General features: G+C 49.0%; 23 protein-coding genes and 2 pseudogenes. 18 read left to right on the plus strand and 7 right to left on the minus strand.

Going from position 1 to position 26,986, the window contains the following annotated elements; translation table 11 throughout:
• The first annotated feature begins 38 nt into the window (after positions 1 to 38).
• Entirely contained in the window at positions 39 to 2,291 is a 2,253-nt protein-coding gene (locus BT_RS10225; protein WP_008766433.1) for an inorganic phosphate transporter, read from the plus strand.
• 658 nt (positions 2,292 to 2,949) lie between these two features.
• Here BT_RS10225 and BT_RS10230 read toward each other — a convergent pair.
• Positions 2,950 to 3,477 (minus strand): HU family DNA-binding protein, encoded by a 528-nt coding sequence (locus BT_RS10230; RefSeq protein WP_008766435.1) that lies wholly within the window; start codon positions 3,475 to 3,477, stop codon positions 2,950 to 2,952.
• 276 nt (positions 3,478 to 3,753) lie between these two features.
• Here BT_RS10230 and BT_RS10235 point away from each other — a divergent pair, with 276 nt between their 5' ends.
• A complete protein-coding gene (locus tag BT_RS10235; RefSeq protein WP_008761088.1) occupies positions 3,754 to 4,011 on the plus strand; it encodes a DUF4248 domain-containing protein in 258 nt (85 codons plus the stop codon).
• 109 nt (positions 4,012 to 4,120) lie between these two features.
• Here the strand turns inward: BT_RS10235 and BT_RS24590 are convergent, their stop codons facing one another.
• The 3 genes from BT_RS24590 to BT_RS10245 all read right to left on the minus strand — a co-directional run bounded on the left by BT_RS24590 (position 4,121) and on the right by BT_RS10245 (position 7,517).
• Complete coding sequence (locus tag BT_RS24590) at positions 4,121 to 5,518, minus strand: PAS domain-containing sensor histidine kinase (protein ID WP_225011972.1); 1,398 nt, start codon at positions 5,516 to 5,518, stop codon at positions 4,121 to 4,123.
• Positions 5,519 to 5,927: 409 nt separating this feature from the next.
• Complete coding sequence (locus BT_RS24595) at positions 5,928 to 6,083, minus strand: hypothetical protein (RefSeq protein ID WP_225011973.1); 156 nt, start codon at positions 6,081 to 6,083, stop codon at positions 5,928 to 5,930.
• A gap of 768 nt (positions 6,084 to 6,851) precedes the next feature.
• On the minus strand, positions 6,852 to 7,517 hold the full coding sequence (locus tag BT_RS10245; protein WP_011108094.1) for a hypothetical protein: 666 nt from the start codon (positions 7,515 to 7,517) through the stop codon (positions 6,852 to 6,854).
• A gap of 168 nt (positions 7,518 to 7,685) precedes the next feature.
• Between BT_RS10245 and BT_RS24910 the strand changes: the two genes are divergently transcribed.
• From BT_RS24910 to BT_RS24605, 6 genes are all read left to right on the plus strand, one after another.
• Positions 7,686 to 8,024 carry an SH3 beta-barrel fold-containing protein gene (locus BT_RS24910; protein ID WP_008766438.1) on the plus strand — a complete coding sequence of 113 codons (339 nt, stop codon included), beginning with the start codon at positions 7,686 to 7,688 and terminating at the stop codon, positions 8,022 to 8,024.
• Positions 8,021 to 8,290, plus strand: a complete 270-nt coding sequence (locus tag BT_RS10255; protein WP_008766439.1) for a hypothetical protein — start codon at positions 8,021 to 8,023, stop codon at positions 8,288 to 8,290. The genes BT_RS24910 and BT_RS10255 overlap by 4 nt, the downstream gene beginning before the upstream one ends.
• The gene (locus BT_RS24365; protein ID WP_008766440.1) at positions 8,287 to 8,460 is read left to right on the plus strand and encodes a hypothetical protein; all 174 of its coding nucleotides are present in this window, start codon (positions 8,287 to 8,289) and stop codon (positions 8,458 to 8,460) included. Before BT_RS10255 ends, BT_RS24365 begins: the two co-directional genes overlap by 4 nt.
• Positions 8,461 to 8,497: 37 nt before the next feature.
• Entirely contained in the window at positions 8,498 to 9,466 is a 969-nt protein-coding gene (locus BT_RS10260) for an HNH endonuclease (RefSeq protein WP_011108096.1), read from the plus strand.
• On the plus strand, positions 9,463 to 9,900 hold the full coding sequence (locus BT_RS10265) for an N-acetylmuramoyl-L-alanine amidase (protein ID WP_008766442.1): 438 nt from the start codon (positions 9,463 to 9,465) through the stop codon (positions 9,898 to 9,900). Before BT_RS10260 ends, BT_RS10265 begins: the two co-directional genes overlap by 4 nt.
• A gap of 325 nt (positions 9,901 to 10,225) precedes the next feature.
• The gene (locus tag BT_RS24605) at positions 10,226 to 11,233 is read left to right on the plus strand and encodes a DUF4373 domain-containing protein (RefSeq protein ID WP_011108097.1); all 1,008 of its coding nucleotides are present in this window, start codon (positions 10,226 to 10,228) and stop codon (positions 11,231 to 11,233) included.
• A gap of 50 nt (positions 11,234 to 11,283) precedes the next feature.
• Here BT_RS24605 and BT_RS10275 read toward each other — a convergent pair whose 3' ends face one another.
• Positions 11,284 to 11,739 carry a hypothetical protein gene (locus BT_RS10275; protein ID WP_164927907.1) on the minus strand — a complete coding sequence of 152 codons (456 nt, stop codon included), beginning with the start codon at positions 11,737 to 11,739 and terminating at the stop codon, positions 11,284 to 11,286.
• Between BT_RS10275 and BT_RS24995 the strand changes: the two are divergent.
• A pseudogene (locus BT_RS24995) lies at positions 11,677 to 11,946 on the plus strand (hypothetical protein); the annotation flags it as partial. The gene BT_RS10275 and the pseudogene BT_RS24995 sit on opposite strands and share 63 nt — an antisense overlap.
• A 172-nt stretch (positions 11,947 to 12,118) precedes the next feature.
• Positions 12,119 to 13,033: an Rpn family recombination-promoting nuclease/putative transposase gene (locus tag BT_RS10280; RefSeq protein ID WP_011108099.1), complete on the plus strand. Its 915-nt coding sequence runs from the start codon at positions 12,119 to 12,121 to the stop codon at positions 13,031 to 13,033.
• Between the two features lie 198 nt (positions 13,034 to 13,231).
• On the opposite strand, the gene BT_RS10285 is transcribed toward BT_RS10280, so the two are convergent.
• Complete coding sequence (locus tag BT_RS10285) at positions 13,232 to 13,453, minus strand: carboxypeptidase-like regulatory domain-containing protein (RefSeq protein ID WP_008766446.1); 222 nt, start codon at positions 13,451 to 13,453, stop codon at positions 13,232 to 13,234.
• Between the two features lie 333 nt (positions 13,454 to 13,786).
• On the opposite strand from BT_RS10285, the pseudogene BT_RS10290 reads away from it, so the two are divergent.
• Positions 13,787 to 16,789 (plus strand): annotated as a pseudogene (locus BT_RS10290) (SusC/RagA family TonB-linked outer membrane protein); the annotation flags it as partial.
• Between the two features lie 21 nt (positions 16,790 to 16,810).
• Entirely contained in the window at positions 16,811 to 18,373 is a 1,563-nt protein-coding gene (locus BT_RS10295; protein ID WP_008766448.1) for a RagB/SusD family nutrient uptake outer membrane protein, read from the plus strand.
• A gap of 437 nt (positions 18,374 to 18,810) precedes the next feature.
• On the opposite strand, the gene BT_RS10300 is transcribed toward BT_RS10295, so the two are convergent.
• Positions 18,811 to 19,209, minus strand: a complete 399-nt coding sequence (locus BT_RS10300) for a response regulator (RefSeq protein WP_008761074.1) — start codon at positions 19,207 to 19,209, stop codon at positions 18,811 to 18,813.
• Between the two features lie 144 nt (positions 19,210 to 19,353).
• On the opposite strand from BT_RS10300, the gene BT_RS10305 reads away from it, so the two are divergent.
• From BT_RS10305 to BT_RS10330, 6 genes are all read left to right on the plus strand, one after another.
• Positions 19,354 to 20,991: an ABC-F family ATP-binding cassette domain-containing protein gene (locus tag BT_RS10305; RefSeq protein WP_008761073.1), complete on the plus strand. Its 1,638-nt coding sequence runs from the start codon at positions 19,354 to 19,356 to the stop codon at positions 20,989 to 20,991.
• 87 nt (positions 20,992 to 21,078) lie between these two features.
• A complete protein-coding gene (locus BT_RS10310) occupies positions 21,079 to 21,660 on the plus strand; it encodes a zeta toxin family protein (protein WP_008766449.1) in 582 nt (193 codons plus the stop codon).
• Positions 21,650 to 21,862 (plus strand): hypothetical protein, encoded by a 213-nt coding sequence (locus BT_RS10315; protein WP_008766450.1) that lies wholly within the window; start codon positions 21,650 to 21,652, stop codon positions 21,860 to 21,862. The genes BT_RS10310 and BT_RS10315 overlap by 11 nt, the downstream gene beginning before the upstream one ends.
• 96 nt (positions 21,863 to 21,958) lie before the next feature.
• Positions 21,959 to 22,369 carry a DUF6769 family protein gene (locus tag BT_RS10320; RefSeq protein WP_011108102.1) on the plus strand — a complete coding sequence of 137 codons (411 nt, stop codon included), beginning with the start codon at positions 21,959 to 21,961 and terminating at the stop codon, positions 22,367 to 22,369.
• A gap of 86 nt (positions 22,370 to 22,455) precedes the next feature.
• A complete protein-coding gene (locus BT_RS10325) occupies positions 22,456 to 23,727 on the plus strand; it encodes an efflux RND transporter periplasmic adaptor subunit (protein WP_011108103.1) in 1,272 nt (423 codons plus the stop codon).
• Positions 23,728 to 23,856: 129 nt separating this feature from the next.
• Positions 23,857 to 26,985 carry an efflux RND transporter permease subunit gene (locus BT_RS10330; RefSeq protein WP_011108104.1) on the plus strand — a complete coding sequence of 1,043 codons (3,129 nt, stop codon included), beginning with the start codon at positions 23,857 to 23,859 and terminating at the stop codon, positions 26,983 to 26,985.
• The last annotated feature ends 1 nt before the right edge of the window (position 26,986 follow it).

Genomic DNA, 26,986 nt, shown 5'->3' on the forward strand with positions numbered 1-26,986 from the left:
TTCTTTGCCTCCATAAATAAACATACACAACTTTCTTTATGGAGACAATTTACTTATGCATTATCATTTTCCTGTTCGTGCTGGCCGTGTTCGATCTCATCGTCGGAGTCAGTAATGATGCAGTCAACTTTCTGAATTCGGCGGTAGGCGCCAAGGCCGCTTCGTTCAAAACCATTCTTTTCATAGCCGGGATCGGTATTTTCATTGGCGCATCCCTGTCCAATGGCATGATGGACATAGCCCGTCACGGAATCTATCAGCCCGAGCATTTCTACTTTGCCGAAATCATGTGTATACTGCTCGCCGTCATGCTGACCGACGTAGTCCTTCTGGACGTCTTCAACTCTATGGGCATGCCCACCTCCACGACCGTCTCACTGGTCTTCGAGCTGCTCGGAGGAACTTTCGCCCTCTCCCTGATCAAAGTAAACAATGACGCCACCCTTGCGTTGGGCGATCTGATCAACACCGACAAAGCACTTTCCGTGATCATGGCCATTTTCGTGTCCGTAGCCATCGCCTTCTTCTTCGGTATGTTAGTACAGTGGCTCGCCCGCATCGTTTTCACGTTCAATTACACGAAAAACATCAAATACAGCATCGGCCTTTTCGGTGGGATCGCCGCCACCTCCATCATCTACTTCATGCTGATCAAAGGGTTGAAAGACAGCTCCTTCATGACCCCCGAAAACAAACAGTGGATACAGGACAACACGCTGCTGCTCATCGCCAGCTTCTTCGTCTTCTTCACGGCACTGATGCAAGTGCTTCACTGGCTCAAAGTCAATGTTTTCAAAGTAGTGGTACTGATGGGCACCTTTGCTCTCGCCCTCGCCTTCGCCGGCAACGACCTCGTCAACTTCATCGGAGTCCCCCTCGCAGGCTACTCCTCCTTCATAGACTACACCACCAACGGAGCCGGAGCAAGTCCGGACAGCTTCCTGATGACCTCGCTGCTAGGCCCCGCCAAGACACCGTGGTACTTCCTTATCGGTGCCGGCGCCATCATGGTCTACGCCCTCTGCACCTCCAAAAAGGCGCACGCCGTCATCAAAACCTCGGTAGACCTCTCCCGTCAGGATGAAGGAGAAGAGAACTTCGGAAGTACCCCGATGGCACGCACACTGGTACGTTTCAGCATGACACTTGCCAACGGCACCTCCCGCATCATGCCCGAAAGCACGAAGCAGTGGATCAACTCCCGTTTCCGCAAAAACGAAGCCATCATAGCCGACGGAGCCGCTTTCGACCTCGTCCGCGCCTCTGTCAACCTCGTCCTCGCCGGTCTGCTCATCGCCTTGGGAACGTCGCTGAAACTGCCGCTCTCTACCACCTACGTCACCTTCATGGTAGCAATGGGTACGTCGCTCGCCGACCGTGCATGGGGACGTGACTCCGCCGTCTACCGCATCACAGGCGTTCTAAGCGTCATCGGCGGCTGGTTCATCACTGCCGGAGCCGCCTTCACCATCTGCTTCTTCGTAGCCCTCGTGCTGCACTACGGCGGCAACATCTCCATCATCGCACTGATCGGAATAGCGATTTTCATCCTCATCCGCAGCCAGGTGATGTATAAGAAACGCAAGGCGAAAGAGAAAGGCAACGAAACGCTGAAACAACTCATGCAGACCGCCGACAGCGAAGAAGCGCTGCAACTGATGCGTAAACATACCCGCGAAGAACTCGCCAAAGTGCTGGAGTACGCCGAAACGAATTTCGAACTGACCGTCACCTCCTTTATACACGAAAACCTGCGCGGACTGCGTCGTGCCATGGGTTCCACGAAATTCGAAAAGCAGCTCATCAAGCAGATGAAACGCACCGGAACCGTTGCCATGTGCCGCCTCGACAACAACACCGTGCTCGAAAAAGGACTCTACTACTATCAAGGCAACGACTTCGCCAGCGAACTGGTGTACAGCATCTCGCGCCTCTGCGAACCGTGTCTTGAACACATCGACAATAACTTCAACCCGCTCGACGCCATTCAGAAAGGTGAATTCAGCGACGTGGCCGAGGACATCACTTATCTGATTCAGCAATGCCGCAAGAAGTTGGAAAACAACGATTATCAGAATATGGAAGAGGAAATCCGCCGTGCCAACGACCTCAACGGACAGCTATCGCAACTGAAACGCAAAGAGTTGCAGCGCATCCAAAGCCAGTCGGGCAGTATCCGGGTAAGTATGGTTTATCTGACCATGGTGCAGGAAGCTCAAAATGTAGTGACTTACATCATTAACCTGATGAAGGTAAGCCGGAAATTCCAAATGGAAACAGAAATGCCGTAAGGTGGCTCATCCCCCAAAAGCACACAACAAAAGGGTTTATCTTCAAAAAGTCTATCTGATTAAATAAAATGCATTAGAGATAAACCGGAAAAAGCAAGAAGGGCTGCTCCCAAGCAGAATTGGGGCAGCCCTTTTTATGATTGGACGGTTGACTGTTATCCAATCTGCCGGGATATTCTTTTATAGATGTCAAAATTCTCCAACTACCGCATTATCGGGCTCAAAAAACATAATGTAGCAAACAGGGGTATAGGTGACCCCATTTTTTGATAATACACTTTTCCATAAATCCTACATCTCAGAGCAGGTATGAATCATTTCGCACAAGAAATGAAATGAATTAAATTCCACTACCTATTACTATACAATTACCTATTACTTTCCCATACAAAAATCCCCTTTATTCAACCCCATATCATAGACAGATACGGTTTTAAATAAAAGGGGATTCTCTAGTTTTTAAGAGAGGAGGTCGGTTTATGAATCTCCCGTCTTTTTAGCTTTCCGACGACGGAAGCGCAAGAGTGCTTCCAAAATATCCAATAACTTTTCTAAAAATAATTTCATAGCTTCCTTCTTTAGAGTTAAAAAACAGAGTGAATGGAGCAATTTAATAAGGGAACCGATCATGCATTAGTGAGTCAGCGATTCAGCCTCATTAAACGGTTGGGTCCGGAGCCTCATCGTCGTCGCCTCCGGGAGTGCTTCCTCCGCCGGGGTTGTCTCCGCCTCCCGAATGATTTTTATCATCGTCGTCCACAAAGCCGCCCGCTACGTCCTTGACGTGGACAAATTCTACTCCGGAAGTCAGTGCACGGGTAGTGACGCCATCGGCAGAACGGGTATATTCGGGAGTAAACTGACAGCGCAGCGAAACGATCTGCGAACTGCTGACTTTACTTTCCAACACGACTCCCTTTCCTCCGGCTTTGGCGATCATCGTAAATGTGCCCAAGCCTTCGAGACGTACTGTGCGGCTGTTGAGCAACTGTTCACGCATCACGGACATCAAGTTTCGAATCACGTTGTGGACATCACCCGGTGTCAGAGAAGCCTTCTCGGCGATCAGCTCCGCCATCTTCTGCGTGTTGACCATTTTCGAGAATTTCACGAGGCGGGGGTAATACAGTTTCTGTCCCGCTTTGTTGGCGATATTCGCCTGGTAAGGTTTGTAAATTAATGGCATAAGGTTGTTTTCCTTTCTTTTTTTAATGGTTGATGTAAGTTTTCTATGTGCAATCGATTACGGTGACAAAAGTAGGCGATGGCAAAAAAGTCCGGATACACGATGTAACGACTTGTAACTGAAGAGCACCAGTCGGCACGGCTTCGCACAAATACTGCCTCCAAGGACTTCTGTACAAAGCAACACCAAACGACTAAAAAAGGCGTACCTTTACATTGGCAACGAAAATGAAAGAAAGAAATATAGAAAAGATAGTAAAAGCAGTATCAAAAGACAATGAAAGCAAAAATCATGAAACCAACTTCCGAAGAAAATGCAACCCTGCCCCGCATACAGGCATACAGCAAAAGCCAACTGGCCACTCTCTACCTGCCCCACATACAGCCCGCCTCCGCACGCCGCACTCTCCGCAGCTGGATCGCCAAGAACACGGCACTACAAAACGAACTCGCCCGCACGGGATATTCCGAGAAAGCCATCCTGCTCACTCCGGCGCAAGTAGGGCTCATCTTCCGTTTCTTGGGGGAGCCTTGATTCGAGCTGACTATCCGCATGGCTTCCCCTCCCTTCGGGAAGGGGCTGACTTTTTAGTCAAGCCCCATTCTTCGGGAAGCAAGTATATTTCCGTCACGCCACGTCCTTTTCAAATCTTCTCTTCGTTGGCCGTATAAGGCAGCGTGAACCAAAAAGTACTCCCCTGACCCAGCCGTGAGACAGCACCGATCTTTCCTCCCATCCTTTCGACGATTGCCCGGCAAATGGTGAGTCCGAGTCCCGTGCCCTGCACAAAGCTGTTGAGTTTGACAAAATTCCCGAAGATTTCTTCCAACCGTTCCTCCGGTATCCCGCAACCGGTGTCGGTGACATAGAAATGCAGGAAACCGTCTTCGCGCACATCAAACCCGAACTCAATGCTGCCTTCCCCGGTAAACTTCACAGCATTATTCATCAGATTCATCATCACCTGTACCAGACGGTTACGGTCCGCCTTTACGACACATTCGGTCGTCCGGCGGTGATAGCAGATACAGATGCCGGACTTTTTATTCCTCAACCGGAACGTATCTTCGAGTTCGATAAACAGGCCGTGCACATCTATCGGGGCGTAGTCGAACTCCATCGTTCCGGCTTCGATCTTCGAAAGGTCGAGCACATCGCTGATAAGCTGCAACAGGAGTGTGTTGTTGTTTTCAATGATGTTGATATATTCCTGTTTCTCTTCCGAAATCCCCCTTTCCGCCGACACCAGCAGCGAGGAAAAGCCGACAATGGCGTTGAGGGGAGTGCGTATTTCGTGGCTGATGTTGGCGAGGAAAGAAGATTTGAGCGTGTTCGCCTCCTCGGCTTTCACCTTTGCCTGTACGAGCGCTTCCTCCATTTCCTTTCGTTGGGTGACGGTCATCGAAGTGCCGATAAGGCTCAGCGGTTTTCCGTTCGCGTCGCGCTCGTCCACGGCTGCGCGCACTTCTACCCATTCATTCTGTTGCGGGGAAGGAAGCCACTGTCTGCCTACCCGATATTCCTCGCGCATTTTCTGCGTTTCGCCATTGGCGAGGTGCTCGAAGGCGTCCCGCACGCGTTCGCGGTCTTCATCGCAGATTTTCGCGAAACAGGCGGAGGTGGGCACGATAATCAGGTTGCCGTCATGCGTCACCTCCTCTTCGGTGACGTACAAGTCGTGGCTGACGTTGCACGAGAGGAGGCCGGTCCGCAAATCCCATTTCCAAGGGGTCATGTCGGCAGCGTCGAGGGCGGCGGACAACTTATGGTTGGTGGATTTCAGCATTTGCTGCGTCAGCACCAGTTCGGTATTGTCCACACCAAAGACATCGACGCAGCCTTTCGTTTTGGAATGTATGGAGATGACGGTCAGATGAGTTTTCGTCTTCTCCAGATAATACTGAAAGGTTATTTGCCTGTTGTCATTCAGTTCGCTGTACCTGTCGGGCAGTTCCGGCGAATAATCCGGATTGAGTTCGCTGTATTTCTTTCCCAGTATTTTTTCTTTGGGCAGGATGTATTTCTCGAAAGTGGGATTCACTTCCCGGTAGACATAGTCGATAATCCGGCCACCGGGGTCGAATATGAGCTCGACACGGGCATAGAGAACGGGCATGTTTTCGACCAGACTGCTATAGCTCCTCATGATCTCCAGCAGCCTGCTCCTCTCATGCAGCGCCCTCCGGAGCCATATCACATAGATGACGGCCAGTGCCATCAAAGAGAAAAACAGGGCCAGATAATATTTGTTCCGCTCGAAAAAAGTGGGGGGCTTCATACCAAAAACAGTGTCGTCGGGACACAGGCCGAGCAACAGTCCGCTCTCTACGTAGTCGGCATAATTGATGACGGATGGGGGCGTCCCCATCGCTGTCGTTTCCACTCTGTGCGGATGCGACGCTCCGTCCAGGCGGCTTTTGATCACCGGGAGCAGATGTTTCTTTATTTCACTATCTGTCCAGAAATAGCCGCCGATCAACAGGAAAGGCATCACTTCCTCCGCTTCTTTCCTGCATTGCGCACTGATCCAGCGCCTGTCGGACATGAAGACCTGTTTGCGCATATCCGGGACAACGGTCGCCATCAGTTCCATGTGCTCGGCACATATGTCAACCGGGCTGTTCTGGACGCGAAACTCTTTATAGACAGGGGCCATAAAGTCATCGCTCCACAGACAGTTTTCGGTATAAGAATTGATAATTAATAGTTGACAAGAAGAGGGGCGGCCGGCATAAATGTAAGTCTGAAATGCACTGATCAGAAAGATTGCAAGTGCCGCTGTTTTTCGAGTTATCCGCGCTTCCATAAATAGTGATTGTTTTGATTGTTTGCGGAACCGATCACTGAATATCTTAAAATATTGCTATTAAATCTTTAAATATTACTATACAAAAATGTAAGTTCTGTAAGAACTTGGTAGAGCGACTTATCTGCCAGTTTATAATATATTACTAAAGAAATAAAAACAAACAGACTTATTAAAAGCCGTCATCTGCATTCTCAGCTCGGAAAACGGATTCGTTTTACCCGAACTGAGAATGCAATAATTAGAATTTGTAAATAATGACGAACGTGCAATACGGTAGAAACCGACAAAGGAAAACAAATAAATATCTAAAAGAGAAAACGTAGGATGTCAACATCGAATATGAAATCTGAGTGAACAATAAAACTTATTTTTCAGAATAAAAGCGTTTCTGCATGGTTTTCTCAATAATATGATTACATTTGTGGTGACATTATAACAAGGGAATAAAATGGAAGTCCATCGCTGATATCGAATCGTTTTTTTACGAATACAGACTACCAAGTTCTTACAGGACTTACCTCATTCCGTCAGTTGTTCTTTCCTTTGTCCCGATCATTGTCGTCGCTCAAAGGTGTTCGTCGTCTTTACCTTCTTTTCCTTTTTCGTTCTTTTCCTCGTCTTTCATGCGCAATAATTTATCTTTACCGAAATTTATTTCTATCACCACTTTCTTGGGCGAGTCGATATGGTAACTCACAATTCCGGCATCTCTAATCAAGAACATAATAATGACAACCAGCATCCCGACCAGATTTTCGGCAAAGACACAATTGACGGACACGCAGTGCGCTAAATTAAAAATCGTCGTCCAATTGGACATTCTCTTTCCCATCCAGGCCGAGTGGAAGCGCTTGATCGACGATGCCGAACAGTCCGAATGCTGCTGAAGATAAGCGTCGTCAAAGCCGTTATCCCGGCTGACTTTCATAATCGAATCGATGACTTTCTGTTTTTCTTCGTCATCACTGTGCTGCAAGCCATTACATTGCTTTTTCTTCCATTGCTTCTCTTCGACTCTTTCCTGAAGGGCATCCCTGTTCTCGTCATACACGGACTTTTCGCCACTCTGATTTGCTTTTTTCTGACTCATGCTTTTCTGATTTGCTTTTTCCTGACTCATGCTTTTCTGATTTACTTTTTTCTGACTTGTACTTTTCTGATTTACAGTCCTTTTTACTTCAATGTGTTGTTCTCTTTCACTACTGTTCTGGCAGTTTTCTTTTTTGTTCATTACTAATTATATTTAAATTAATCCGACAAAATTCGGGATTTACCTTTAACATTTTGGGTCACGCGTGACTCTTTCTACATATTTTTTCATTTTAGTCAAGCGTGAACGGTTTTTATTCTACCCACAGTCTACTTTTGCCCCGAAATCAATAAAAAACAATTGAATCATATGACTGAAATGAAAAAACAACATTCCCTCCCACGGGTACGGCTCATGAGGCGGGCCGCCGTCATCCGTCGCAACAATGACATGAACCGGCGTGATGCGCTCATCATCGCCCACCGAATCGGTGGACTGATAAGGAAGATGCACAGGGAGAACGTGAAATTCTGCTACACCAAGCAGGACGGAACCGTGCGCCACGCTGTCGGCACGCTCACCGGATATCAACACAGTTTTCACCGCCCCTATATGCCACGACCGGAAAATACGTTTGTAGTCTACTACGACCTCGAAGCCAAAGGGTGGCGCACGTTTCATGCCGAAAATTTCCTTTGCGTCGAATGAGTTTCGAAGAGCAGATGAGATTCGGAGAGCAAATGAGTTTCGGGCAGCAGATAAATTTTGAAATGAGTTTCGGACAGCAGATAAGTTTTGGACAGCAAATGAATTTCGGAGAACAAATGACTTCAGAAGAACGAAAAGAATGGGAAACGCTTTGCAGAATGTATCATGTGGACTCTTTGTACGAAGCCATTCAAGGGTGTCGGGAGGAACTGGAGTTTCTCGTTCGCTGTGCCGAACGGCTCGAACCCCGTGCAGAGGAGGAATGAGAAAGGTCAAAGACCGGAGTAAGCGGGCGGAACCGCCTCATGTCAGCGAGGAGGCTACGCCGTTTAACAGTCCTTGTTTATGCCGTTTCTACCTTGCAGGCTACGCCGTTTCTACCATGCAGGCTGCGCCGTTTATCCCCGGTGGTTTCGGAAAAGGGATTTCTTTTTAACGAAGTATAATTTTATTAACAATATAAAGAATAAAGTATGGAAAATTGGAGATTTATCGAAGCAAATTCCGATTATATGGTTTCAGACCACGGGCGGATATTGAGTTTCAAAGGCAAATCGAAGTTGATAATCAGCAGCAGCATTACCGCAAAAGGTTATGAGTACGTGGCCATCCGCCAAAAGGGGATATACGTCGGCTACTCTGTACACCGCTTAGTGGCAACAGCTTTTATCCCCAACCCGAAGCGTCTCCCCCAAGTGAACCACCTCGACGGAAACAAGCTCAACAACCACGTCGCCAACCTCGAATGGTGCGATGCCTACGACAATGTCATGCACGCCATCCGGACCGGTCTGCGTCCGTCGTCACCCGCCCTCTCCCCCGTCCCCTGTGCCACAACGGACGAGGCAGGAAATATCCTGCAAGCCTATCCATCCATGAACGCACTGGTAAAAGGGGAACAAATGAACCCTAAACAACGTAATTGGCTGGTGCTGCATTTATTACACCCCGAAAGACTGAAGCAATCGGCCATGAAGAAAAAGTCAAGAGCCGAAAGAAGCGGTTCGGAAGAATGCTTTCTGATAGCACCCGAAATACCTGTGCTGACCGTCAAAGCTGATTCAATCGGGGAGTTCGAAGCAGGCAATCCACTTGGGATAGGCAAATCGAGCAATTCAGTCGGGGAGTTCGAAGCAGGCAATCCGCTTGGGATAGGCAAATCGAGTAATTCAGTCGAGGAGTTCGAAGCAGGTAATCCGCTTGGGATAGGCAAATCGAGCAATTCAGTCGGGGAGTTCAAGGCAGGCAATGTATGTGTGCAGCCAGTTTCTTTTTCCTTTGTTTCATCGCCTTTTCCTCTTATTTCTCTCTTTGCCCCTATACATCATTCAGTGACGCAGCACTATTACCGCCGCCTGTCCCCCGAAGAATCCGCCATTTTTGGTTTCAACACTTATATATTGCCCAGAGAAAGAGGACAAAGAAAGGAGTTTCTGCAATGAAAGACACCATCATCATCCACTGTTCCGCCACCCGTGCGGGACAGGACATCACCGCTGCCGACATCGACTGCTGGCACCGTGCCCGTGGCTTCTGGTCCATCGGCTATCATTACGTCATCCGCCTCGACGGCACCATCGAACCGGGACGGGACGTCACCCTCGACGGGGCGCATTGTATGGGCTGGAACCAGCGTTCCATCGGCATCTGCTACGTCGGCGGACTGGACAAGGAAGGCCGCCCCGCCGACACACGGACAGATGCACAACGCACCGCCCTCATCCGACTGGTGAAATCTCTGCAACTGGCCTTCCCCAACGTGAAACAGGTCATCGGACACCGGGACACAAGCCCCGACCTCAACGGAGACGGCATCATCTCACCCAATGAATACATGAAAGCCTGTCCCTGCTTCGATGTGAAAAAGGAGTTCTAGGGAGTAGTTGTACGCAATAGTAACTCTATTCTCCTCCTTCGGGAAGGAGGAGTACCCGTAGGGGGAGGTGGTAGGTGAATGCATAATCCTATCATTTACAAAAAAATAGGTATAAACATTATTTCTCCTACCACCTCGGTCTGCGACCACTCCTCCTTCCCGAAGGAGGAGAATAGAGATAGAATCGACTTTTTAGTCACCCTCAGTTGAGATACAGAACTGACTATCAAGTAGCTTATCACCATACTGAAATGAGCTAAATTAAAATTACCGATTCGCCTTATTCATTATTTATCAGTCAATATCACTCTAAATATTCAAAAAGATGGCCCGTATTTCCAAACCCGGATTAGATTATTTCCCGCTCGATGTCAACTTCTTCCAAGACAGGAAGGTACGCCGCATTTCCAACCGTCATCATGCGGCAGGAATTGCCGCACTCACTTCCCTGCTCTGCCTCATCTACAAAGAAAAGGGATTTTACGTCGCATGGAATCAAGATACCTTGTTCGACATTTCGCAGGAAGTGTGTTGCGAGGAGGAGGAGATGCAGGCCATCATCGACGACTGCCTGTCCGTCGGACTGTTCGACACCTATATATATAAGGAGTACGGGATTCTGACTTCGCAAGCCATCCAAGAGCAATACCACAAAATCATTACCGACAGCCGAAGGAAATACAAACTTCCGCTGGAACGGTTTTGGCTCATCAAGGAAGAAAAGGATGGAACGGGAAATAATTCCGCAGACATAAGAAGCAATATAAATTCAAAAGGTACAGAAGTGGATGAAGCGGAAAACAAGATAGTAGATGCAGGAGTCAACACAACAAAAACAGGAGTCAATATCACAGCTACAGAAGTTACTAAAACAAAGCCAGGAATCGGCACGACAGGCACAAACATCCATGCAGCAGGCACAGACATCCATGCAGCAGGCACAGGAATCAATGCTACAAAAACAGTGACCGACGGAGCAGCTATGAAAATTAATGCTGCAAAAAACCGAGAAATTGCAGCAACAATCCCACAAACAAAACAGGAAACGGATACAGAAATCGAAAGTAAATCGGAAACGGATACTGAGATTCAAAGCAAACCGAAAAGAGAGATGGAAAATGATATCAAACCGGAAAGAGAAAAAGACAAAGAGAGAGAAAGACAAAGCAAAACCGAAAATGAATGGGAGAAAGATAGAGAGCAGCCGCCCGTTCCGTCAAACGGCGTTTCTCAGGCTGCGCCTGTTGCTGTCAAAGGTTTGTCTTTAGAAATCTCGTCCGGAAAAAGGGAGGAGGAAAATAAGGAAGAAAGAAGAAATGGAGGAATAGAATAGATCAGAAGGGAGAAGCTAGATATAACGGAACCCAATACGAAAGAAACCAGCTAGAAGAACCCAAGCATAACGGAACCCAGTACGAAAGAAACCAGCAGGAAGAACCCAAGCACAACGGAACCCAGTACGAAAGAAACCAGCAGGAAGAACCCAAGCACAACGGAACCCAGTACGAAAGAAACCAGCAGGAAGAACCCAAGCACAACGGAACCCAGTACGAAAGAAACCAGCAGGAAGAACCCAAGCACAACGGAACCCAGTACGAAAGAAACCAGCAGGAAGAACCCAAGCACAACGGAACCCAGTACGAAAGAAACCAGCAGGAAGAACCCAAGCACAACGGAACCCAGTACGAAAGAAACCAGCAGGAAGAACCCAAGCACAACGGAACCCAGTACGAAAGAAACCAGCAGGAAGAAGCCCCGAACGAAAGCATTGCTTCCGGAGGATTCTCCGAATCCCTGCTGCGCCTCAACATGGACGCCATCGGCATCCGGAACGAACAAACCGTGAAAGGCATCCTCGCCCTCGCCCGACGCAGAAAGCTGGGTGGTCCGTGCGGCACCTTATGGAAAGTCCTCAGCTCCGAATACCGCTCCACCCTGCTCAAAAAGAACGAGCCGGGCGACTACATCCTCTGGGCGCTCAATCACCCGGCAGAATTTGAGGACACCTACACCGGTATCCTCAAAAAGCGAGTTAGGGGAAGATGAACATTTTTAAGAGGAAGATGAGCATTTTTGAGCGCCCACGTCATTTATTTCTCCCGCCAAACGCATCATAAAACAATAATTTATCCTATCTTTGTGGGACAAAGAAAAAGCCTCTTTACCGTATGCAAAGAGAAACCTCTCTTTACAACCTAAAAGAGCAACAACCAAAACAATGAGCAAATTTATCAATCCGTTCACCGACTACGGATTCAAATTAATATTCGGCAGAGAAGTCTCCAAGGATTTACTAATCGAATTTCTGAACGACCTTCTCGAAGGTGAACGAGTGATAACCGACTTAACGTTTTTGAACAACGAGCAGCTGCCGGACTACCCGGAAGGACGAGGCATCATCTACGATGTCTACTGCACCACGGACACGGGCGAAAAGATAATTGTCGAAATGCAAAACCGCATGCAGAGCAACTTTAAAGAACGCTCCATTTTCTATCTCTCCCGTGCCATCGTCAACCAGGGCCGGACGGGGCACGACTGGAAATTTGAAATAAAAGCTGTTTACGGAGTCTTTCTGATGAATTTCATCATGGACAAGAACATAAAACTCCGGACAGACGTTATTCTTGCAGACAAGGAGACTGGTGAACTCTTCTCGGAGAAATTCCGGCAAATATTCATCGCCCTCCCCCTCTTCAAAAAAAGCGAAGAGGAATGTGAAACGAATTTTGAACGTTGGATTTATATATTAAATAATATGGAAACTTTAAAACGCCTGCCATTCAAGGCACGAAAAGCCGTCTTCGAAAAACTCGAAGAGATCGCTGATGTGGCTTCTATGTCCCCAAAAGAGAGGGAGCTATACGATAATAGCGTCAAAGTGTACCGGGATTATTTGGTGACAATGGATGCAGCGGAAAAGGAAGGAATAAAAAAAGGGATGAAAGAAGGAATGAAAGAAGGACTGAAGAAAGGACTTGAAGAAGGACTTGAGGAAGGCCTGAAGAAAGGTCGCGAAGAAGCCTTGAACATCTTTCAGACAGCCATCGACATGAAAAAGCAAGGAATTGACAATCAACTCATTGCCGAAAAGACCGGTCTGCCCCTATCGCTCATAGAAAGCCTCAAATAAAGGTAGAACCTAAGCATCCGCCCCCCTGAAAACAAGCCGAGTACCTGCCCGAAAAAGATGACTGAGATCGAAAAAGAAAGGGAAAAGGTTGCGATTATAGTAAGTGAGCCGGGAAGCCAAGTTGCAGAAAGCAGCACTTATATTCTGATTTACAATAAGATAGGACGAAAAAGGAGGAAAAAGAGAGGCTATAAAATATCAATAAGTCTTAGAAGAACTTGGTACATTCGTGATTGTAAACTTACCATCAATATCCGTGATAGTACCAAGAGTAGTGCCATTCACCAATACCGAAGCACCTACAACAGGCAGGCCATCTTCCTCGGCGGTTACCACACCGGTAACTCGGGACGTCTGCGCTGTCACCAGACCTATACCCACAAAAAGGAAGGTCATAAAGAACATCAATTTTCTTTTCATAAATTCTCTCTTAAATTTAACCTATAAATAGACTTCTAGTCTCTAACAGGGTGCAAAGATAACACTATTTATATCAAAATTAAAAAAGTGTTACGTTTTTAACTATAAAGTATCATATTGAAAGAATTTAATCAGAGAATAAATCAAATAAGTAAATCTAAAGACGTATTTAGCAGCATTTAAACATTATTACCTAACAGAAAGAAAGTGTTAAAACCGCTATTTTCATAAAAAAAACATCAGATATTCGTTCGAAATGGTATCTTTTTATCATTTTATGCCTTAAATAGCCCCAAAAACACTTAACGCTTCCCGAAAGGGCAACTCCCCACCGTACCAAGTTCTTCTAAAACTTTGCGCGTTTCCTATGTAGGAATGACTCCGCAAACTGTTACGATCACACAAGGCGTTATCAAAGTAGTATTAAAAAGTGACGCCAAGTCACTAGACGAAGTCGTAGTAACGGCCATGGGTATCTCCCGCGAAAAGAAAGCGCTGGGATACGCCGTTCAGGACGTGAAGTCAGACCAGCTGACACGCGCGGCCAACACCGACCTTGCAGGAGCACTACAAGGAAAAGTTTCGGGTGTGGACATCGCTCCCTCTTCCGGTATGCCGGGTGCATCTTCCAAGATCACGATCCGCGGTTCCCGTTCGTTCACGGGCGACAATACACCTCTGTATGTCATCGACGGCATGCCGATCTCTTCCGCTGCCGACGTAACGACTACCGACAACGCTAACGGCGCCGCCTACGGTACCGACTACGCCAACCGTTCGGTGGACATCGACCCCAACGACATCGAAAGCATCAACATCCTCAAAGGTCAGGCAGCTTCTGCCCTCTACGGTATGCGTGCGTCAAACGGTGTCATCGTCATCACCACCAAAAGCGGTAAAGGAGTGGCCAAAGGCAAACCGACGATCACATTCCGCAGCAATCTTTCGTTCGATGTCGTGTCTACACTGCCCGAACTGCAAAACGAATTCGGACAAGGCAGCGGCGGCTCATACGACCCTTATTCCGGCCACAGCTGGGGACCGAAAATAGCCGACCTCGCCAACGATCCTACATACGGCGGCAACACCGACAACGCTTTCACCCAGAAAATGGGAAAACGTCAGGGACAATACTACGTGCCCCAACGTGCCGAAGCCGGTCTTGACCCGTGGGCAACGCCGAAAGCATACAACAACATGAAGGATTTCTTCGACACCGGCATTACCTGGAGCAACAACGTCAACGTTTCCCAAAATCTGGACAAAGGAAACTACTCTTTCTCGCTGGGTAACAGCCACCAGGAAGGCATCATCCCGACTACCGGTATGGACAGATACAACGCCAAAATGTCTGCCGAAGTTCAGCTCAGCCCCAACTGGTCGACTGGCTTCAACGGTAACTTCGTGACTTCCAAGATAAAAAAGCAGTCTACCGCCAACTCCGGCGTGACGGCTACCATCTACAACGCTCCGGTGAGCTACAACATGAAAGGAATCCCCTCGCACGTCGAAGGCGACCCGTACGAGCAGAACACGTACCGCCAGGCATGGATCGACGACGCCTACTGGGCTGTGGACAACAATCTGTTCACCGAACGCTCGCAACGTTTCTTCGGAAACGCATTCGTGAAATTCACGACCAAATTCGGCACGGACAACCACAAACTGGACGTGAAATACCAACTCGGTGACGACGCCTACACCACCAACTACAGCGAAATCTACGGATACGGCAGTACAATGGCAGACACCGGCGACGCCATCGAATACCACTACAGCATCAACGAGCTGAACTCGCTGCTGACAGCTTCTTACCGCTGGGACATCAACAAGGACTGGGTATTCGACGCCCTGATCGGTAACGAACTTGTAGAGAAAAGAACGCAATATGCCTTCTCCGAAGGGATGAACTTCAACTTCCCGGGATGGAACCACATCAACAATGCTTCTATCTACCAGAGTTCCAAGTCGTACAACAAGAAACGTACGGTAGGTAACTTTGCCAACCTGTCTCTGGCATGGAAAAACATGGTATACCTCAACGGAACAATCCGTAACGACGTCGTTTCAAATATGCCGCGCGACAATCGTTCGTTCACTTATCCTTCCGTATCGCTCGGATTTGTGTTCACCGAACTCGAACCGCTGAAAAACAACATCCTCACATTCGGTAAGCTGCGCGCATCGTACGCCGAAGTAGGTATGGCAGGCGACTATATGCAAAGCTATTACTACACCCCGAGCTACGGCGGCGGATTCTTCAACGGCACGCCCATCGCCTACCCGATCAACGGAACGATGGCATATATCCCTTATTATAAGGTGTATGACCCGAACCTGAAACCGCAGAACACGAAGTCATACGAAATCGGTGCCGACCTGACATTCTTCAACGGACTGTTCACTTTGAACTATACCTACTCGCGTCAGAACGTAAAAGACCAGATCTTCGAAGTGCCTTTGTCCGGCTCTACCGGCTACGACAGCATGATCATGAACGGCGGTAAGATTCATACCAACTCGCACGAACTTACACTGGGAGTGTCGCCGGTCAACAACCGCAACTTCAAGCTCGACTTCGCTTTCAACTTCTCAAAGATCGACAACTACGTAGACGAACTTGCACCGGGTGTTGAAAGCATCTATCTCGGCGGATTCGTCACTCCGCAGGTGCGTGCCGGTATCGGCGAGAAATTCCCCGTAGTATACGGCAGCACGTACAAGCGCAACAAGGCCGGACAGATCGTGGTAGACGCGAACGGACTTCCGCAGGTGGGCGAAGACGACGTGATCGGCCGGGTTTCTCCCGACTTCCGTCTGGGCTTCAACACGAATATCGAGCTTTACAAATTCCGTATCGCTGCCGTGTTCGACTGGAAACAAGGCGGACAAATGTACTGCGGTACTGCCGGTGAAATGAACTTCTACGGTGTCACCAAAGAATCGGGCGAAAAACGCAAGAGCAACTTCGTCGTTCCCAACACCGTGAAAGAAACCGGAACAGACGCGCAGGGCAACCCGACGTATGCCGCCAACGACATCGAAGTGACTAACGCACAGGCTTATTACACCCGCCTGCGTTCTATCAACGAATCTTATATCTACGATTCATCGTTCATCAAACTGCGTGAGCTTTCTGTAAGCTACCCGGTATACGCCAGCAAATGGCTAAACGTAGATGTAAACGTATTTGCCCGCAACCTCATCGTATGGTCCGAGCTGAAGGGATTCGACCCGGAAGCATCTCAGGGTAACGACAACATGGGAGGTGCCTTCGAGCGTTTCTCTCTGCCGGGAACTGCAAGCTACGGTTTTGGTGTAAATGTAAAATTCTAATTAGCTAAACGAAAGAAGATTATGAAAAGATATGATAAAATAACCGGTGTACTGGCTGTTGCCGCTCTGTCTTTGTTCTCTGCTTGCTCGGAGGACACGATGGACAGAATCAACAAGGACCACGACCACACCACCAGTGTTGCCTCAAGATTTATCTTGGCAGATGTAATCACCTCTACCGCTTTCTCCAACGCCAGCGGTGACATCAATACATACGCCTCTTCGTATATCGAATACGAAGTAGGTGTCGACAACCAGCTTTACTACGCCGAAGTCCGCGAAAACGAACCGTCGTCCTCGTCTACCTTCAATAACTCATGGAACGGCATCTATTCTTCATTGAAGAACGCCCGCATCATCATCGACCAATGTGGCGAAGGAGGCAGAGATCACGGCAACGACGTCACCCGGGGAATGGCCGAAGTGATGGCCGCTTACAACTGCGCACTGATTGCCGATTTCTTCGGTGATGCCCCGTGCAGTCAGGCTGCGCTGGTGGACGAAAAAGGCTCTCCGGTCTATATGACCCCGAAAATGGATACGCAACAGGAAATCTATACTCAAATCATCAGTTATCTCGACGACGCCATCGCCAATCTTCAGAAAGAAGACTTGGCAGACGTGACCGAGCAGGATTTCCTTTATGCCGGCGACGCGGACAAATGGCTGAAATTCGCTTACGGCCTGAAAGCCCGCTACACCATGAGACTGATCAACCGCTCAAGCAACAAATCGGCCGATTATGAAAAGGTGCTGGACTATGTAAGCAAATCGTTCACTTCGGCTGACGACCAGGCTGCATTCGACATCTACGACTCTAACAACATCAACCCGTTCTACGGTTTCTACAACTCTCGTGCCGGATTCGGAGCCAGTACAAGCCTCGGCACCAAGCTGTTGGCCTACAATGATCCGCGTGCCAACCGTGCTTTCTTCACTCCGATCGTCGACAAAAAACGTTCGCAGGTAGCAGCCAACGATCCCAGCCTCGTTCCGGCTCCCAACGGTAGTCCGGATCAGAGTACGTCCAAATACGGTATCTCTGCATTCGTTTACGCCAAAACCGCACCGACCCTGCTGATGAGCTATCACGAACTGATGTTCCTGAAAGCAGAAGCTCTGTGCCGTCTGAACCGTGATGCGGAAGACGCGCTGAAAGAAGCGGTAGTAGCCGGCTTGCTGAATGCGGAAAACAGCATAAGCATTGCCATCAAGGAGTTGGGAAGCGGTTTGAACACCAATTCCAGCGAAGTAATCACGGAAACGTCTGCCGGAAAGTATTTCGACGACGTAGTGAAAGCGAAATATGCAGCCAACCCATTGCAGGAAACAATGATTCAGAAGTACCTTGCCATGTGGGGTGCCTCCGGTGAAGCCACGGAGACGTACAACGATTTCCGTCGTATGAAGGGACTGAACGAAAACTTCATCACGCTGACCAACCCGAACAATTCCAGCAAATTCCCGCTGCGCTACCCATACGGAAACAGCGACACAGCTGCCAACCCGGAAGTGAAAGCCGCTTACGGCAACGGTGACTACGTATACTCCGAACCCGTTTGGTGGGCAGGCGGAAGCCGATAAAAATCGCTCTTAAAATCTCTCAAAGGAGAGACTTTACATAGAGTCGTTTCTGAACTCTAACAAATTAACGGAAACGAACAGAAATAGGCCGACCGTGAGGTCCGCCTATTTTACTTTTACAGCCTTCTGCCGAAAGTGTCGGGCAGAGGCATTCCAGACAATACACCCGGATTGATACAGTAATATCCGGATTGACATAGAAACGTCCGGACACAGCTGACGGGGATAATGTGGATTTTCATATAGTAAAAATCCATATTATCCCCGTCAGCTATTTGTTAATATCACAAATACAAAACAGGAAAAAACACCCGAATTGTTATACCGTTTTTCTACTCAGCGATACCGTTTTGCCGGATAAAGATCATGTTTGCCGGAGCAAGGACCGGTTTAACAAACAAAAAAGATCAGTCTACCGGACAAAAAAAGAGATCGGTTTACCAGACCAGTTCGGGGAAATACTTCGTCAGCGTATTGCGCAGAATCGACAGTGTGATCGGTTTCACCAGCACTTCGCTCGCTCCCGCGTTCATCGCATTCTCCTTGTCAGAGCTGAAAGCGTAGGCGGTCTGCATGATAATAGGGATTTCCTTGTTTTCTCCGCGGATGATTTTCGTAGCATCCAGTCCGTTCATCACAGGCATTTTGATGTCCATCAGGATCGCTTTGGCCTCGTTGCCGTATTCCTTGAACAGTGCCACGATTTCTTCGCCATTCTTGGCCCACTGTATATCACATTTCTTTCCGATGATTGCTTTGATCAGTTTGAAGTTGCTGTCGTCGTCCTCAGCCACTAAGATAAGAGGTCTGAATTCATTTGTTTGTCCGCCTTCCATATCGTTTCTATATTATTTTTAAAATTATTCTCTAAAATTACTTTTTAGTCAACATATTTCAGTTAATAATGCTTTTCAGCCCGCAAGTTATAAAAAAGATTGATATATTTCGCTATCTTTGCGCCTCAAATTATAAAGAATTGTATGATTTCGATAGACGGACTAGCCGTAGAGTTTAGCGGCACTACCCTATTTAGTGATATTTCTTTCGTTATTAATGAAAAAGACCGCATCGCCCTGATGGGAAAAAACGGAGCGGGAAAAAGTACCTTACTCAAGATTCTGGCAGGAGTCAGACAGCCTACCCGTGGCAAGGTTTCGGCCCCCAAGGATTGCGTAGTAGCCTATCTCCCACAGCATTTGATGACGGAAGACGGCAGAACCGTGTTTGCCGAAACGGCACAGGCTTTCGCGCATCTGCACGAGATGGAAGCACGGATCGACGCACTGAACAAGGAGCTGGAAACACGGACGGATTACGAAAGTGACAGTTACATGGCACTGATCGAGGAAGTGTCCGCCCTCAGCGAAAAATTTTACTCCATCGACGCAACCAATTACGAAGAGGATGTAGAGAAATCATTACTCGGACTCGGATTCACACGCGAAGATTTTCAACGTCAGACGAGCGACTTCAGCGGAGGCTGGCGCATGCGCATCGAGCTCGCCAAACTGCTGCTGCAAAAACCGGACGTACTCCTGCTTGACGAACCGACCAACCACCTCGACATCGAATCGATCCAATGGCTGGAAGATTTTCTGATCAATAACGGCAAAGCGGTCATCGTGATCAGCCACGACCGCAAATTCGTGGACAACATCACCACCCGCACCATTGAAGTAACGATGGGGCGCATCTACGACTATAAAGTAAACTACTCCCAATACCTGCAACTGCGCAAGGAACGCCGCGAACAGCAACAGAAGGCTTATGACGAGCAACAGAAGTTCATCGCCGAAACGGAAGCCTTCATCGAACGCTTCAAGGGGACGTACTCGAAGACTTTGCAGGTGCAGAGCCGTGTCAAGATGCTGGAAAAGCTGGAATTGCTGGAAGTAGACGAGGAAGATACTTCGGCACTGCGGCTGAAATTCCCGCCTTCGCCCCGTTCGGGCAGTTATCCCGTCACGATGGAAGGTGTCGGAAAGACGTACGGCGATCATGTCGTGTTCCGCAACGCCAACCTGACAATTGAACGTGGCGACAAGGTGGCTTTCGTAGGCAAGAACGGTGAAGGTAAATCGACGCTGGTGAAATGTATCATGAACGAAATCGACCATGACGGCACGCTGACGCTGGGACATAACGTGCAAATCGGATATTTCGCGCAGAATCAAGCCTCGCTGATGGACGAAAACCTCACGGTTTTCCAGACGATTGACGACGTGGCAAAAGGAGAAATCCGCAACAAGATACGCGACTTGCTGGGCGCCTTCATGTTCGGCGGGCCGGAAGAGTCTATGAAGAAAGTGAAAGTGCTCTCGGGTGGCGAACGTACCCGTCTGGCAATGATCAAGCTCCTGCTGGAACCGGTCAACCTCCTGATTCTGGACGAGCCGACCAACCACCTCGACATGAAAACCAAAGATATCCTCAAGCAAGCGCTGATGGATTTCGACGGCACCCTGATCGTCGTTTCGCACGACCGTGACTTCCTTGACGGACTGGTGACCAAGGTCTACGAGTTCGGCAATAAGAAGGTGACGGAGCATCTTTGCGGCATCTACGAATTCCTCGAAAAGAAGAAAATGGATTCGTTGCAGGAACTGGAAAAGAAATAATAAACAATAAAAAGACATTATCTGCTTTAGGTGAAAGAAAAAGTATTTGTATATTTGTCACATAATATCTGAAACAGATAATTTAAAATGGATGAAACGAGGCAGTTATACATTATAAGCGGATGCAACGGAGCTGGTAAAACAACAGCTTCTTATACTGTACTGCCCGAAATATTATTGTGCAAAGAATTTGTCAATGCAGACGAAATAGCCAAAGGACTATCGCCTTTCAATCCGGAAAGCATGGCTATCGAAGCCGGACGTCTGATGTTGAAACGTATTGACGAACTATTGGCTACAAGAACCAGTTTCTCCATCGAAACGACATTAGCGACTCGCTCGTACACACGGCTCATCACAAGAGCACAGAGTGCCGGATACAAAGTAAGCCTGATCTATTTTTGGCTAAACTCTCCGGAACTTGCTGTCAACCGTGTATTGCAACGGGTCAACGAAGGCGGGCATAACGTGCCCATTGATACAATCTACCGCCGCTATCAGGCAGGCATAAACAACCTGTTCCGAATATATGCGCCACGTGTAGACTATTGGCTATTAGCAGATAACAGTGTTTCTCCCCGAGTGATTGTAGCCGAAGGCTGCCAGCAAGGTGAGGACCGGATATACGAACTTGAACTTTTTAATCGCATCAAGAGTTATGTCAAATAATGAAATGCAAGAATTGAGTGATAAACTGCGGCGCGGGCTCCAACTGGCCGAACAACGGCTACTGGAAAGAAATGCCCGTCACGGAAAACTCCTCAGTCAAGGGACGCCCGATGGAAAAGTGATTTACGTCTCCGCCACAGAATTGCTCGAACGCTTGCAGAAGCAAGAAAAAGAGAAAAGTAAAGAGTCGGAAAAAGAATAATTGAAGTTTTATAATAAAGCAACAACCGGAGCTCTATAATAAAGTAAAAAGATATTGGAAGTTTTACAAAATTAGAAAGCTCTATATAAATAAAGGATGAAAGGGAAGAAACGATTCATAGTAACGATGCTATTCTTTATCAACATCATTATGTTGGTAGCCGCCGTTATTCCCCATCACCACCACCCCAACGGGATGATCTGCATGAAGCAGGACCAACCGGTAGAGCAGCAATGCCCCAACCACCATCATCACCCCGCAAGCGATTCATGTTGCAGCAGCGAATGCATGACCCGCTTCCACTCTCCCATCCCCTCCGTGCACACGGACAGCGGACCGAATTACGTATTCGTCGCCACCCTGTTTACGGATACGATCATCGAACATTTATTACGACCGCAGGAAAGACGAGTCAAAAATTACTACATCTATCGTGAATCCCTGCACGGTACGAAAATACCTCGTACCTCCTCACTTCGGGCCCCTCCCTACTCTGTTTTTGCATAATGACGTAAATGCAAGCAAGTTGCATCTGCGTTACTCTATCTTTGTAGCGTACAAAAACAGTAAAACTTAGTAGGAAAACAACATTTATGAAGAAACTTATCTTTATAGGAGTCATGGGATTATTCGTCCTGGGCTCTTGCAATAGTAAAAATACTGGTCATGAAGGGCATGACCACGAGACCGTCACACACAATCATGATGAACACGAAGGACATGACCACGAAGCGGAAGGTCATGACCACGAAGCCGAAGGAGCCGACCATTCACACGAAGGTGAATGCAGCGGAGGACACGATCACGGCAAAGCTGCCACCAGCGAACCCGCCGACGAGCACAGCGATGAAATCATCCTCCCGAAAGCGAAAGCTAACGCTGCCGGTGTAAAGGTAAATGCTATCACACCGGCCCCCTTCCAGCAAGTCATCAAGACAAGCGGACAGGTACTCGCTGCCCAAGGCGACGAATCGGTGGCTGTAGCCACGGTGGCCGGAGTCGTTTCTTTCCGCGGCAAGGTGACGGAAGGAATGAGCGTCGGTCGCGGCACTCCGCTGGTGACTATTTCTTCGCACAACATCGCCGACGGTGACCCCGTACAACGTGCCCGAATCGCTTACGAAGTATCCAAAAAGGAATACGAACGAATGAAGTCGCTCGTCAAAAACAAGATTGTGTCCGATAAGGATTTCGCACAGGCGGAGCAGAACTACGAAAACGCCCGTATCAGCTACGAAGCGCTCGCCAAAAACCACTCGGCCATCGGTCAGAATATCACCGCGCCCATTGCCGGATACGTGAAAAGTATTCTGGTCAATGAGGGAGACTACGTAACCATCGGTCAGCCACTGGTCAGCGTGACACAGAACCGCCGGCTTTTCCTCCGTGCCGAAGTATCGGAAAAATACTACCCGTATCTCCGCACAATCAGTTCCGCCAATTTCCGGACACCTTATAATAATGAGGTCTACGAACTGAATGAACTGAGCGGCAGACTGCTTTCCTTCGGGAAAACTTCCGGAGACAACTCTTTCTACGTGCCCGTCACCTTCGAATTTGACAATAAAGGAGAAGTGATTCCGGGATCATTCGTCGAAGTTTATCTGCTTTCCTCCCAACTGGAAAACGTGATATCCGTGCCCCGCACCGCCCTGACGGAAGAGCAAGGCATCTTCTTCGTCTACCTGCAACTCGATGAAGAAGGCTACAAGAAACAGGAAGTGACCCTCGGCGCCGACAATGGCAAAAGTGTACAAATCCTGACCGGAATCAAACCCGGAGACCGTGTAGTGACCGAAGGCGCATACCAAGTTCGCCTGGCAAGCGCAAGCAACGCCATCCCTGCCCACAGTCATGAGCACTAGCGGCAAGGTGCCGCATCCAAGTTCTCTTGCGGCACACACAGAACTCATTTATAGTCACGCAAGTTTATCCCCTGCCCGGCACTGCTCAAAAGTAAACCGGGAGGAACCTAACTTAATCAATGAAATATCATGCTAAATAAAATCATACATTACTCCCTGCACAACCGACTGGTTGTGCTCTGCGCGGCCATCCTCCTGCTTATTGCGGGGACTTACACCGCCATGCACACGGAAGTAGACGTGTTTCCCGACCTGAACGCCCCGACAGTGGTCATCATGACCGAAGCCAACGGTATGGCAGCCGAGGAAGTGGAACAGCTCGTCACCTTCCCCGTCGAAACAGCTGTAAACGGGGCTACCGGCGTGCGCCGTGTCCGTTCTTCTTCGACCAACGGTTTCTCCGTTGTCTGGGTAGAATTCGACTGGGGCACAGATATATACCTCGCCCGTCAGATCGTCAGCGAAAAGCTCGCCGTAGTCAGCGAGTCACTTCCCGTCAACGTGGGCAAGCCGACTCTCGGCCCCCAATCGTCCATCTTGGGCGAAATGCTCATCGTCGGTCTGACCGCCGACTCCACCTCCATGCTCGATCTGCGGACGATTGCCGACTGGACGATCCGCCCGCGCCTGCTCTCCACCGGAGGCGTGGCACAGGTGGCAGTGCTCGGAGGAGACATCAAGGAATATCAGATTCAGTTGGACCCCGAACGGATGCGCCACTACGGCGTATCGATGGGAGAAGTGATGGCCGTCACCCAAGACATGAACCTGAACGCCAATGGCGGCGTACTTTACGAATTTGGCAATGAATATATCGCGCGCGGAGTACTCTCTACCCCCAAAGTGGAAGAACTCGGCAAAGCGGTAGTGAAAACGGTGAACAACTTTCCGGTGACGCTGGAAGACATCGCCGACGTGAAAATAGGTCCCAAAGCCCCGAAACTGGGTACAGCCTCGGAGCGTGGCAAACCGGCCGTACTCATGACCGTCACCAAACAGCCCGCCACCAGCACGCTGGAACTAACGGACAAATTGGAGGCCTCTCTGCAAGACTTACAGAAAAATTTGCCTGCGGACGTCAAAGTCTCCACGGATATTTTCCGCCAGAGCCGCTTTATCGAAAGCTCTATCGGCAACGTGAAAAAGTCTCTTTTTGAAGGAGGAATCTTTGTCGTCATCGTACTTTTCCTGTTTTTGGCCAATGTACGCACTACGCTGATTTCCCTTGTCACGCTGCCGCTTTCACTACTCGTCTCCATCCTCACGCTTCACTACATGGGGCTGACTATCAACACGATGAGTCTGGGAGGTATGGCGATTGCCATCGGTTCGCTGGTCGACGATGCCATCGTCGACGTGGAAAATGTATACAAGCGACTGCGGGAGAACCGTCAGAAGGCGGAAGCCGAACGCTTCAGCACGCTCGAAGTGGTATTCAACGCTTCGAAGGAAGTGCGAATGCCGATTCTTAATTCAACGCTGATCATTGTCGTCAGCTTTGTGCCGCTGTTCTTCCTGAGTGGAATGGAAGGACGTATGCTGGTACCGCTGGGTATCGCTTTCATCGTGGCGCTGTTCGCTTCCACGGTCGTTGCCCTCACGCTGACTCCGGTGCTCTGCTCTTACCTGCTGGGCAGCAACAAGACGAACAAGGAACTGAAAGAATCTTTCGTAGCCCGCTGGATGAAAGGCATTTACGAAAAGGCGCTGACATGGGTGCTGGCTCACAAACGGGTGACACTCGGCAGCACCATCGTCCTTTTCCTGATCGCCTTAGGGGTATTCTTTACGCTCGGGCGCAGCTTCCTTCCTTCGTTCAATGAAGGCTCGTTCACCATCAATATCAGTTCGCTGCCGGGCATATCTCTGGAAGAAAGCAACAAGATGGGACACCGTGCCGAAGAATTGCTGCTGACAATCCCCGAAATACAAACCGTAGCCCGCAAAACGGGACGTGCCGAACTGGATGAACACGCGCTCGGCGTAAACGTTTCGGAAATCGAGGCACCGTTTGAACTGAAAGACCGCCCGCGCAGCGAACTCGTCGCCGAAGTGCGCGAGAAACTCGGAACGATCACCGGAGCAAACATCGAAATCGGCCAGCCCATCAGCCACCGTATCGACGCGATGTTGTCCGGTACGAAGGCAAATATCGCCATCAAACTCTTCGGAGACGACCTGAACAAGATGTTCTCGCTGGGCAACCAGATCAAGGGAGCTATCAGCGACATTCCGGGAATTGCCGACCTCAACGTGGAACAACAAATCGAACGCCCGCAGCTGAAGATACAGCCCAAACGGGAAATGCTGGCGAAATTCGGCATCACCCTGCCGGAGTTTTCTGAATACGTGAATGTGGCGCTGGCAGGAAAAGTGATTTCGCAAGTGTACGAGCAGGGCAAGAGTTTCGACCTCATCGTCAAAGTGAAGGACGACGCACGCGACGAAATGGAGAAAATCCGCAACCTCATGGTCGACACCAACGACGGACGCAAAGTTCCTCTGAACTACGTGGCGGAAGTGGTTTCCTCCATGGGACCGAACACGATCAACCGCGAAAATGTAAAACGGAAAATCGTTATCTCCGCCAACGTTGCCGACCGTGACCTGCGCAGTGTTGTCAATGATATTCAGAAGCAGGTAGACGCCACTATCCAGTTGCCCGAAGGCTACCACATCGAGTATGGCGGACAGTTCGAAAGCGAACAGGCTGCCAGCCGTGTATTGGCGCTGACATCTTTCATGAGTATTGTCATTATTTTCCTGTTGCTTTACCACGAGTTCCGCAGCGTCAAGGAGTCCGGCGTGATCTTGCTGAACCTGCCTCTGGCATTGATCGGCGGCGTTTTTGCGCTTGTCATCACGACCGGCGAAGTAAGCATTCCGGCAATTATCGGTTTCATCTCGCTGTTCGGTATCGCGACCCGCAACGGTATGCTGCTCATCAGCCACTACAACCACTTGCAGCAAGTGGAGGGACTGAACGTATACGACAGCGTGGTACAAGGCTCTCTCGACCGTCTGAATCCGATCCTGATGACAGCTCTCTCCTCTGCGCTGGCACTGATACCGCTGGCTCTGGGCGGTGATCTGCCGGGCAACGAGATTCAAAGCCCGATGGCCAAAGTGATTTTAGGCGGACTTTTAACATCTACTTTCCTGAACGGTTTCATCGTTCCGATTGTTTATCTGATGATGCACCGCCAGCGTAGCGCCGGAGCAAATTCTCCGTGCGGCGTACCGGCGGAACAGGCATAAT

It is taken from the genome of Bacteroides thetaiotaomicron VPI-5482, from assembly GCF_000011065.1.
Lineage (GTDB): Bacteria > Bacteroidota > Bacteroidia > Bacteroidales > Bacteroidaceae > Bacteroides > Bacteroides thetaiotaomicron.

Excerpts from the sequence above, each read along its gene's own strand:
- BT_RS10225 (WP_008766433.1), top strand. The coding sequence starts at position 39 with ATGGAGACAATTTACTTATGCATTATCATTTTCCTGTTCGTGCTGGCC.
- BT_RS10230 (WP_008766435.1), bottom strand. The coding sequence starts at position 3,477 with ATGCCATTAATTTACAAACCTTACCAGGCGAATATCGCCAACAAAGCG.
- BT_RS10235 (WP_008761088.1), top strand. The coding sequence starts at position 3,754 with ATGAAAGCAAAAATCATGAAACCAACTTCCGAAGAAAATGCAACCCTG.
- BT_RS24595 (WP_225011973.1), bottom strand. The coding sequence starts at position 6,083 with ATGTGCCGAGCACATGGAACTGATGGCGACCGTTGTCCCGGATATGCG.
- BT_RS10245 (WP_011108094.1), bottom strand. The coding sequence starts at position 7,517 with ATGAACAAAAAAGAAAACTGCCAGAACAGTAGTGAAAGAGAACAACAC.
- BT_RS24910 (WP_008766438.1), top strand. The coding sequence starts at position 7,686 with ATGACTGAAATGAAAAAACAACATTCCCTCCCACGGGTACGGCTCATG.
- BT_RS10255 (WP_008766439.1), top strand. The coding sequence starts at position 8,021 with ATGAGTTTCGAAGAGCAGATGAGATTCGGAGAGCAAATGAGTTTCGGG.
- BT_RS24365 (WP_008766440.1), top strand. The coding sequence starts at position 8,287 with ATGAGAAAGGTCAAAGACCGGAGTAAGCGGGCGGAACCGCCTCATGTC.
- BT_RS10260 (WP_011108096.1), top strand. The coding sequence starts at position 8,498 with ATGGAAAATTGGAGATTTATCGAAGCAAATTCCGATTATATGGTTTCA.
- BT_RS10265 (WP_008766442.1), top strand. The coding sequence starts at position 9,463 with ATGAAAGACACCATCATCATCCACTGTTCCGCCACCCGTGCGGGACAG.
- BT_RS24605 (WP_011108097.1), top strand. The coding sequence starts at position 10,226 with ATGGCCCGTATTTCCAAACCCGGATTAGATTATTTCCCGCTCGATGTC.
- BT_RS10280 (WP_011108099.1), top strand. The coding sequence starts at position 12,119 with ATGAGCAAATTTATCAATCCGTTCACCGACTACGGATTCAAATTAATA.
- BT_RS10285 (WP_008766446.1), bottom strand. The coding sequence starts at position 13,453 with ATGAAAAGAAAATTGATGTTCTTTATGACCTTCCTTTTTGTGGGTATA.
- BT_RS10295 (WP_008766448.1), top strand. The coding sequence starts at position 16,811 with ATGAAAAGATATGATAAAATAACCGGTGTACTGGCTGTTGCCGCTCTG.
- BT_RS10300 (WP_008761074.1), bottom strand. The coding sequence starts at position 19,209 with ATGGAAGGCGGACAAACAAATGAATTCAGACCTCTTATCTTAGTGGCT.
- BT_RS10305 (WP_008761073.1), top strand. The coding sequence starts at position 19,354 with ATGATTTCGATAGACGGACTAGCCGTAGAGTTTAGCGGCACTACCCTA.
- BT_RS10310 (WP_008766449.1), top strand. The coding sequence starts at position 21,079 with ATGGATGAAACGAGGCAGTTATACATTATAAGCGGATGCAACGGAGCT.
- BT_RS10315 (WP_008766450.1), top strand. The coding sequence starts at position 21,650 with ATGTCAAATAATGAAATGCAAGAATTGAGTGATAAACTGCGGCGCGGG.
- BT_RS10320 (WP_011108102.1), top strand. The coding sequence starts at position 21,959 with ATGAAAGGGAAGAAACGATTCATAGTAACGATGCTATTCTTTATCAAC.
- BT_RS10325 (WP_011108103.1), top strand. The coding sequence starts at position 22,456 with ATGAAGAAACTTATCTTTATAGGAGTCATGGGATTATTCGTCCTGGGC.
- BT_RS10330 (WP_011108104.1), top strand. The coding sequence starts at position 23,857 with ATGCTAAATAAAATCATACATTACTCCCTGCACAACCGACTGGTTGTG.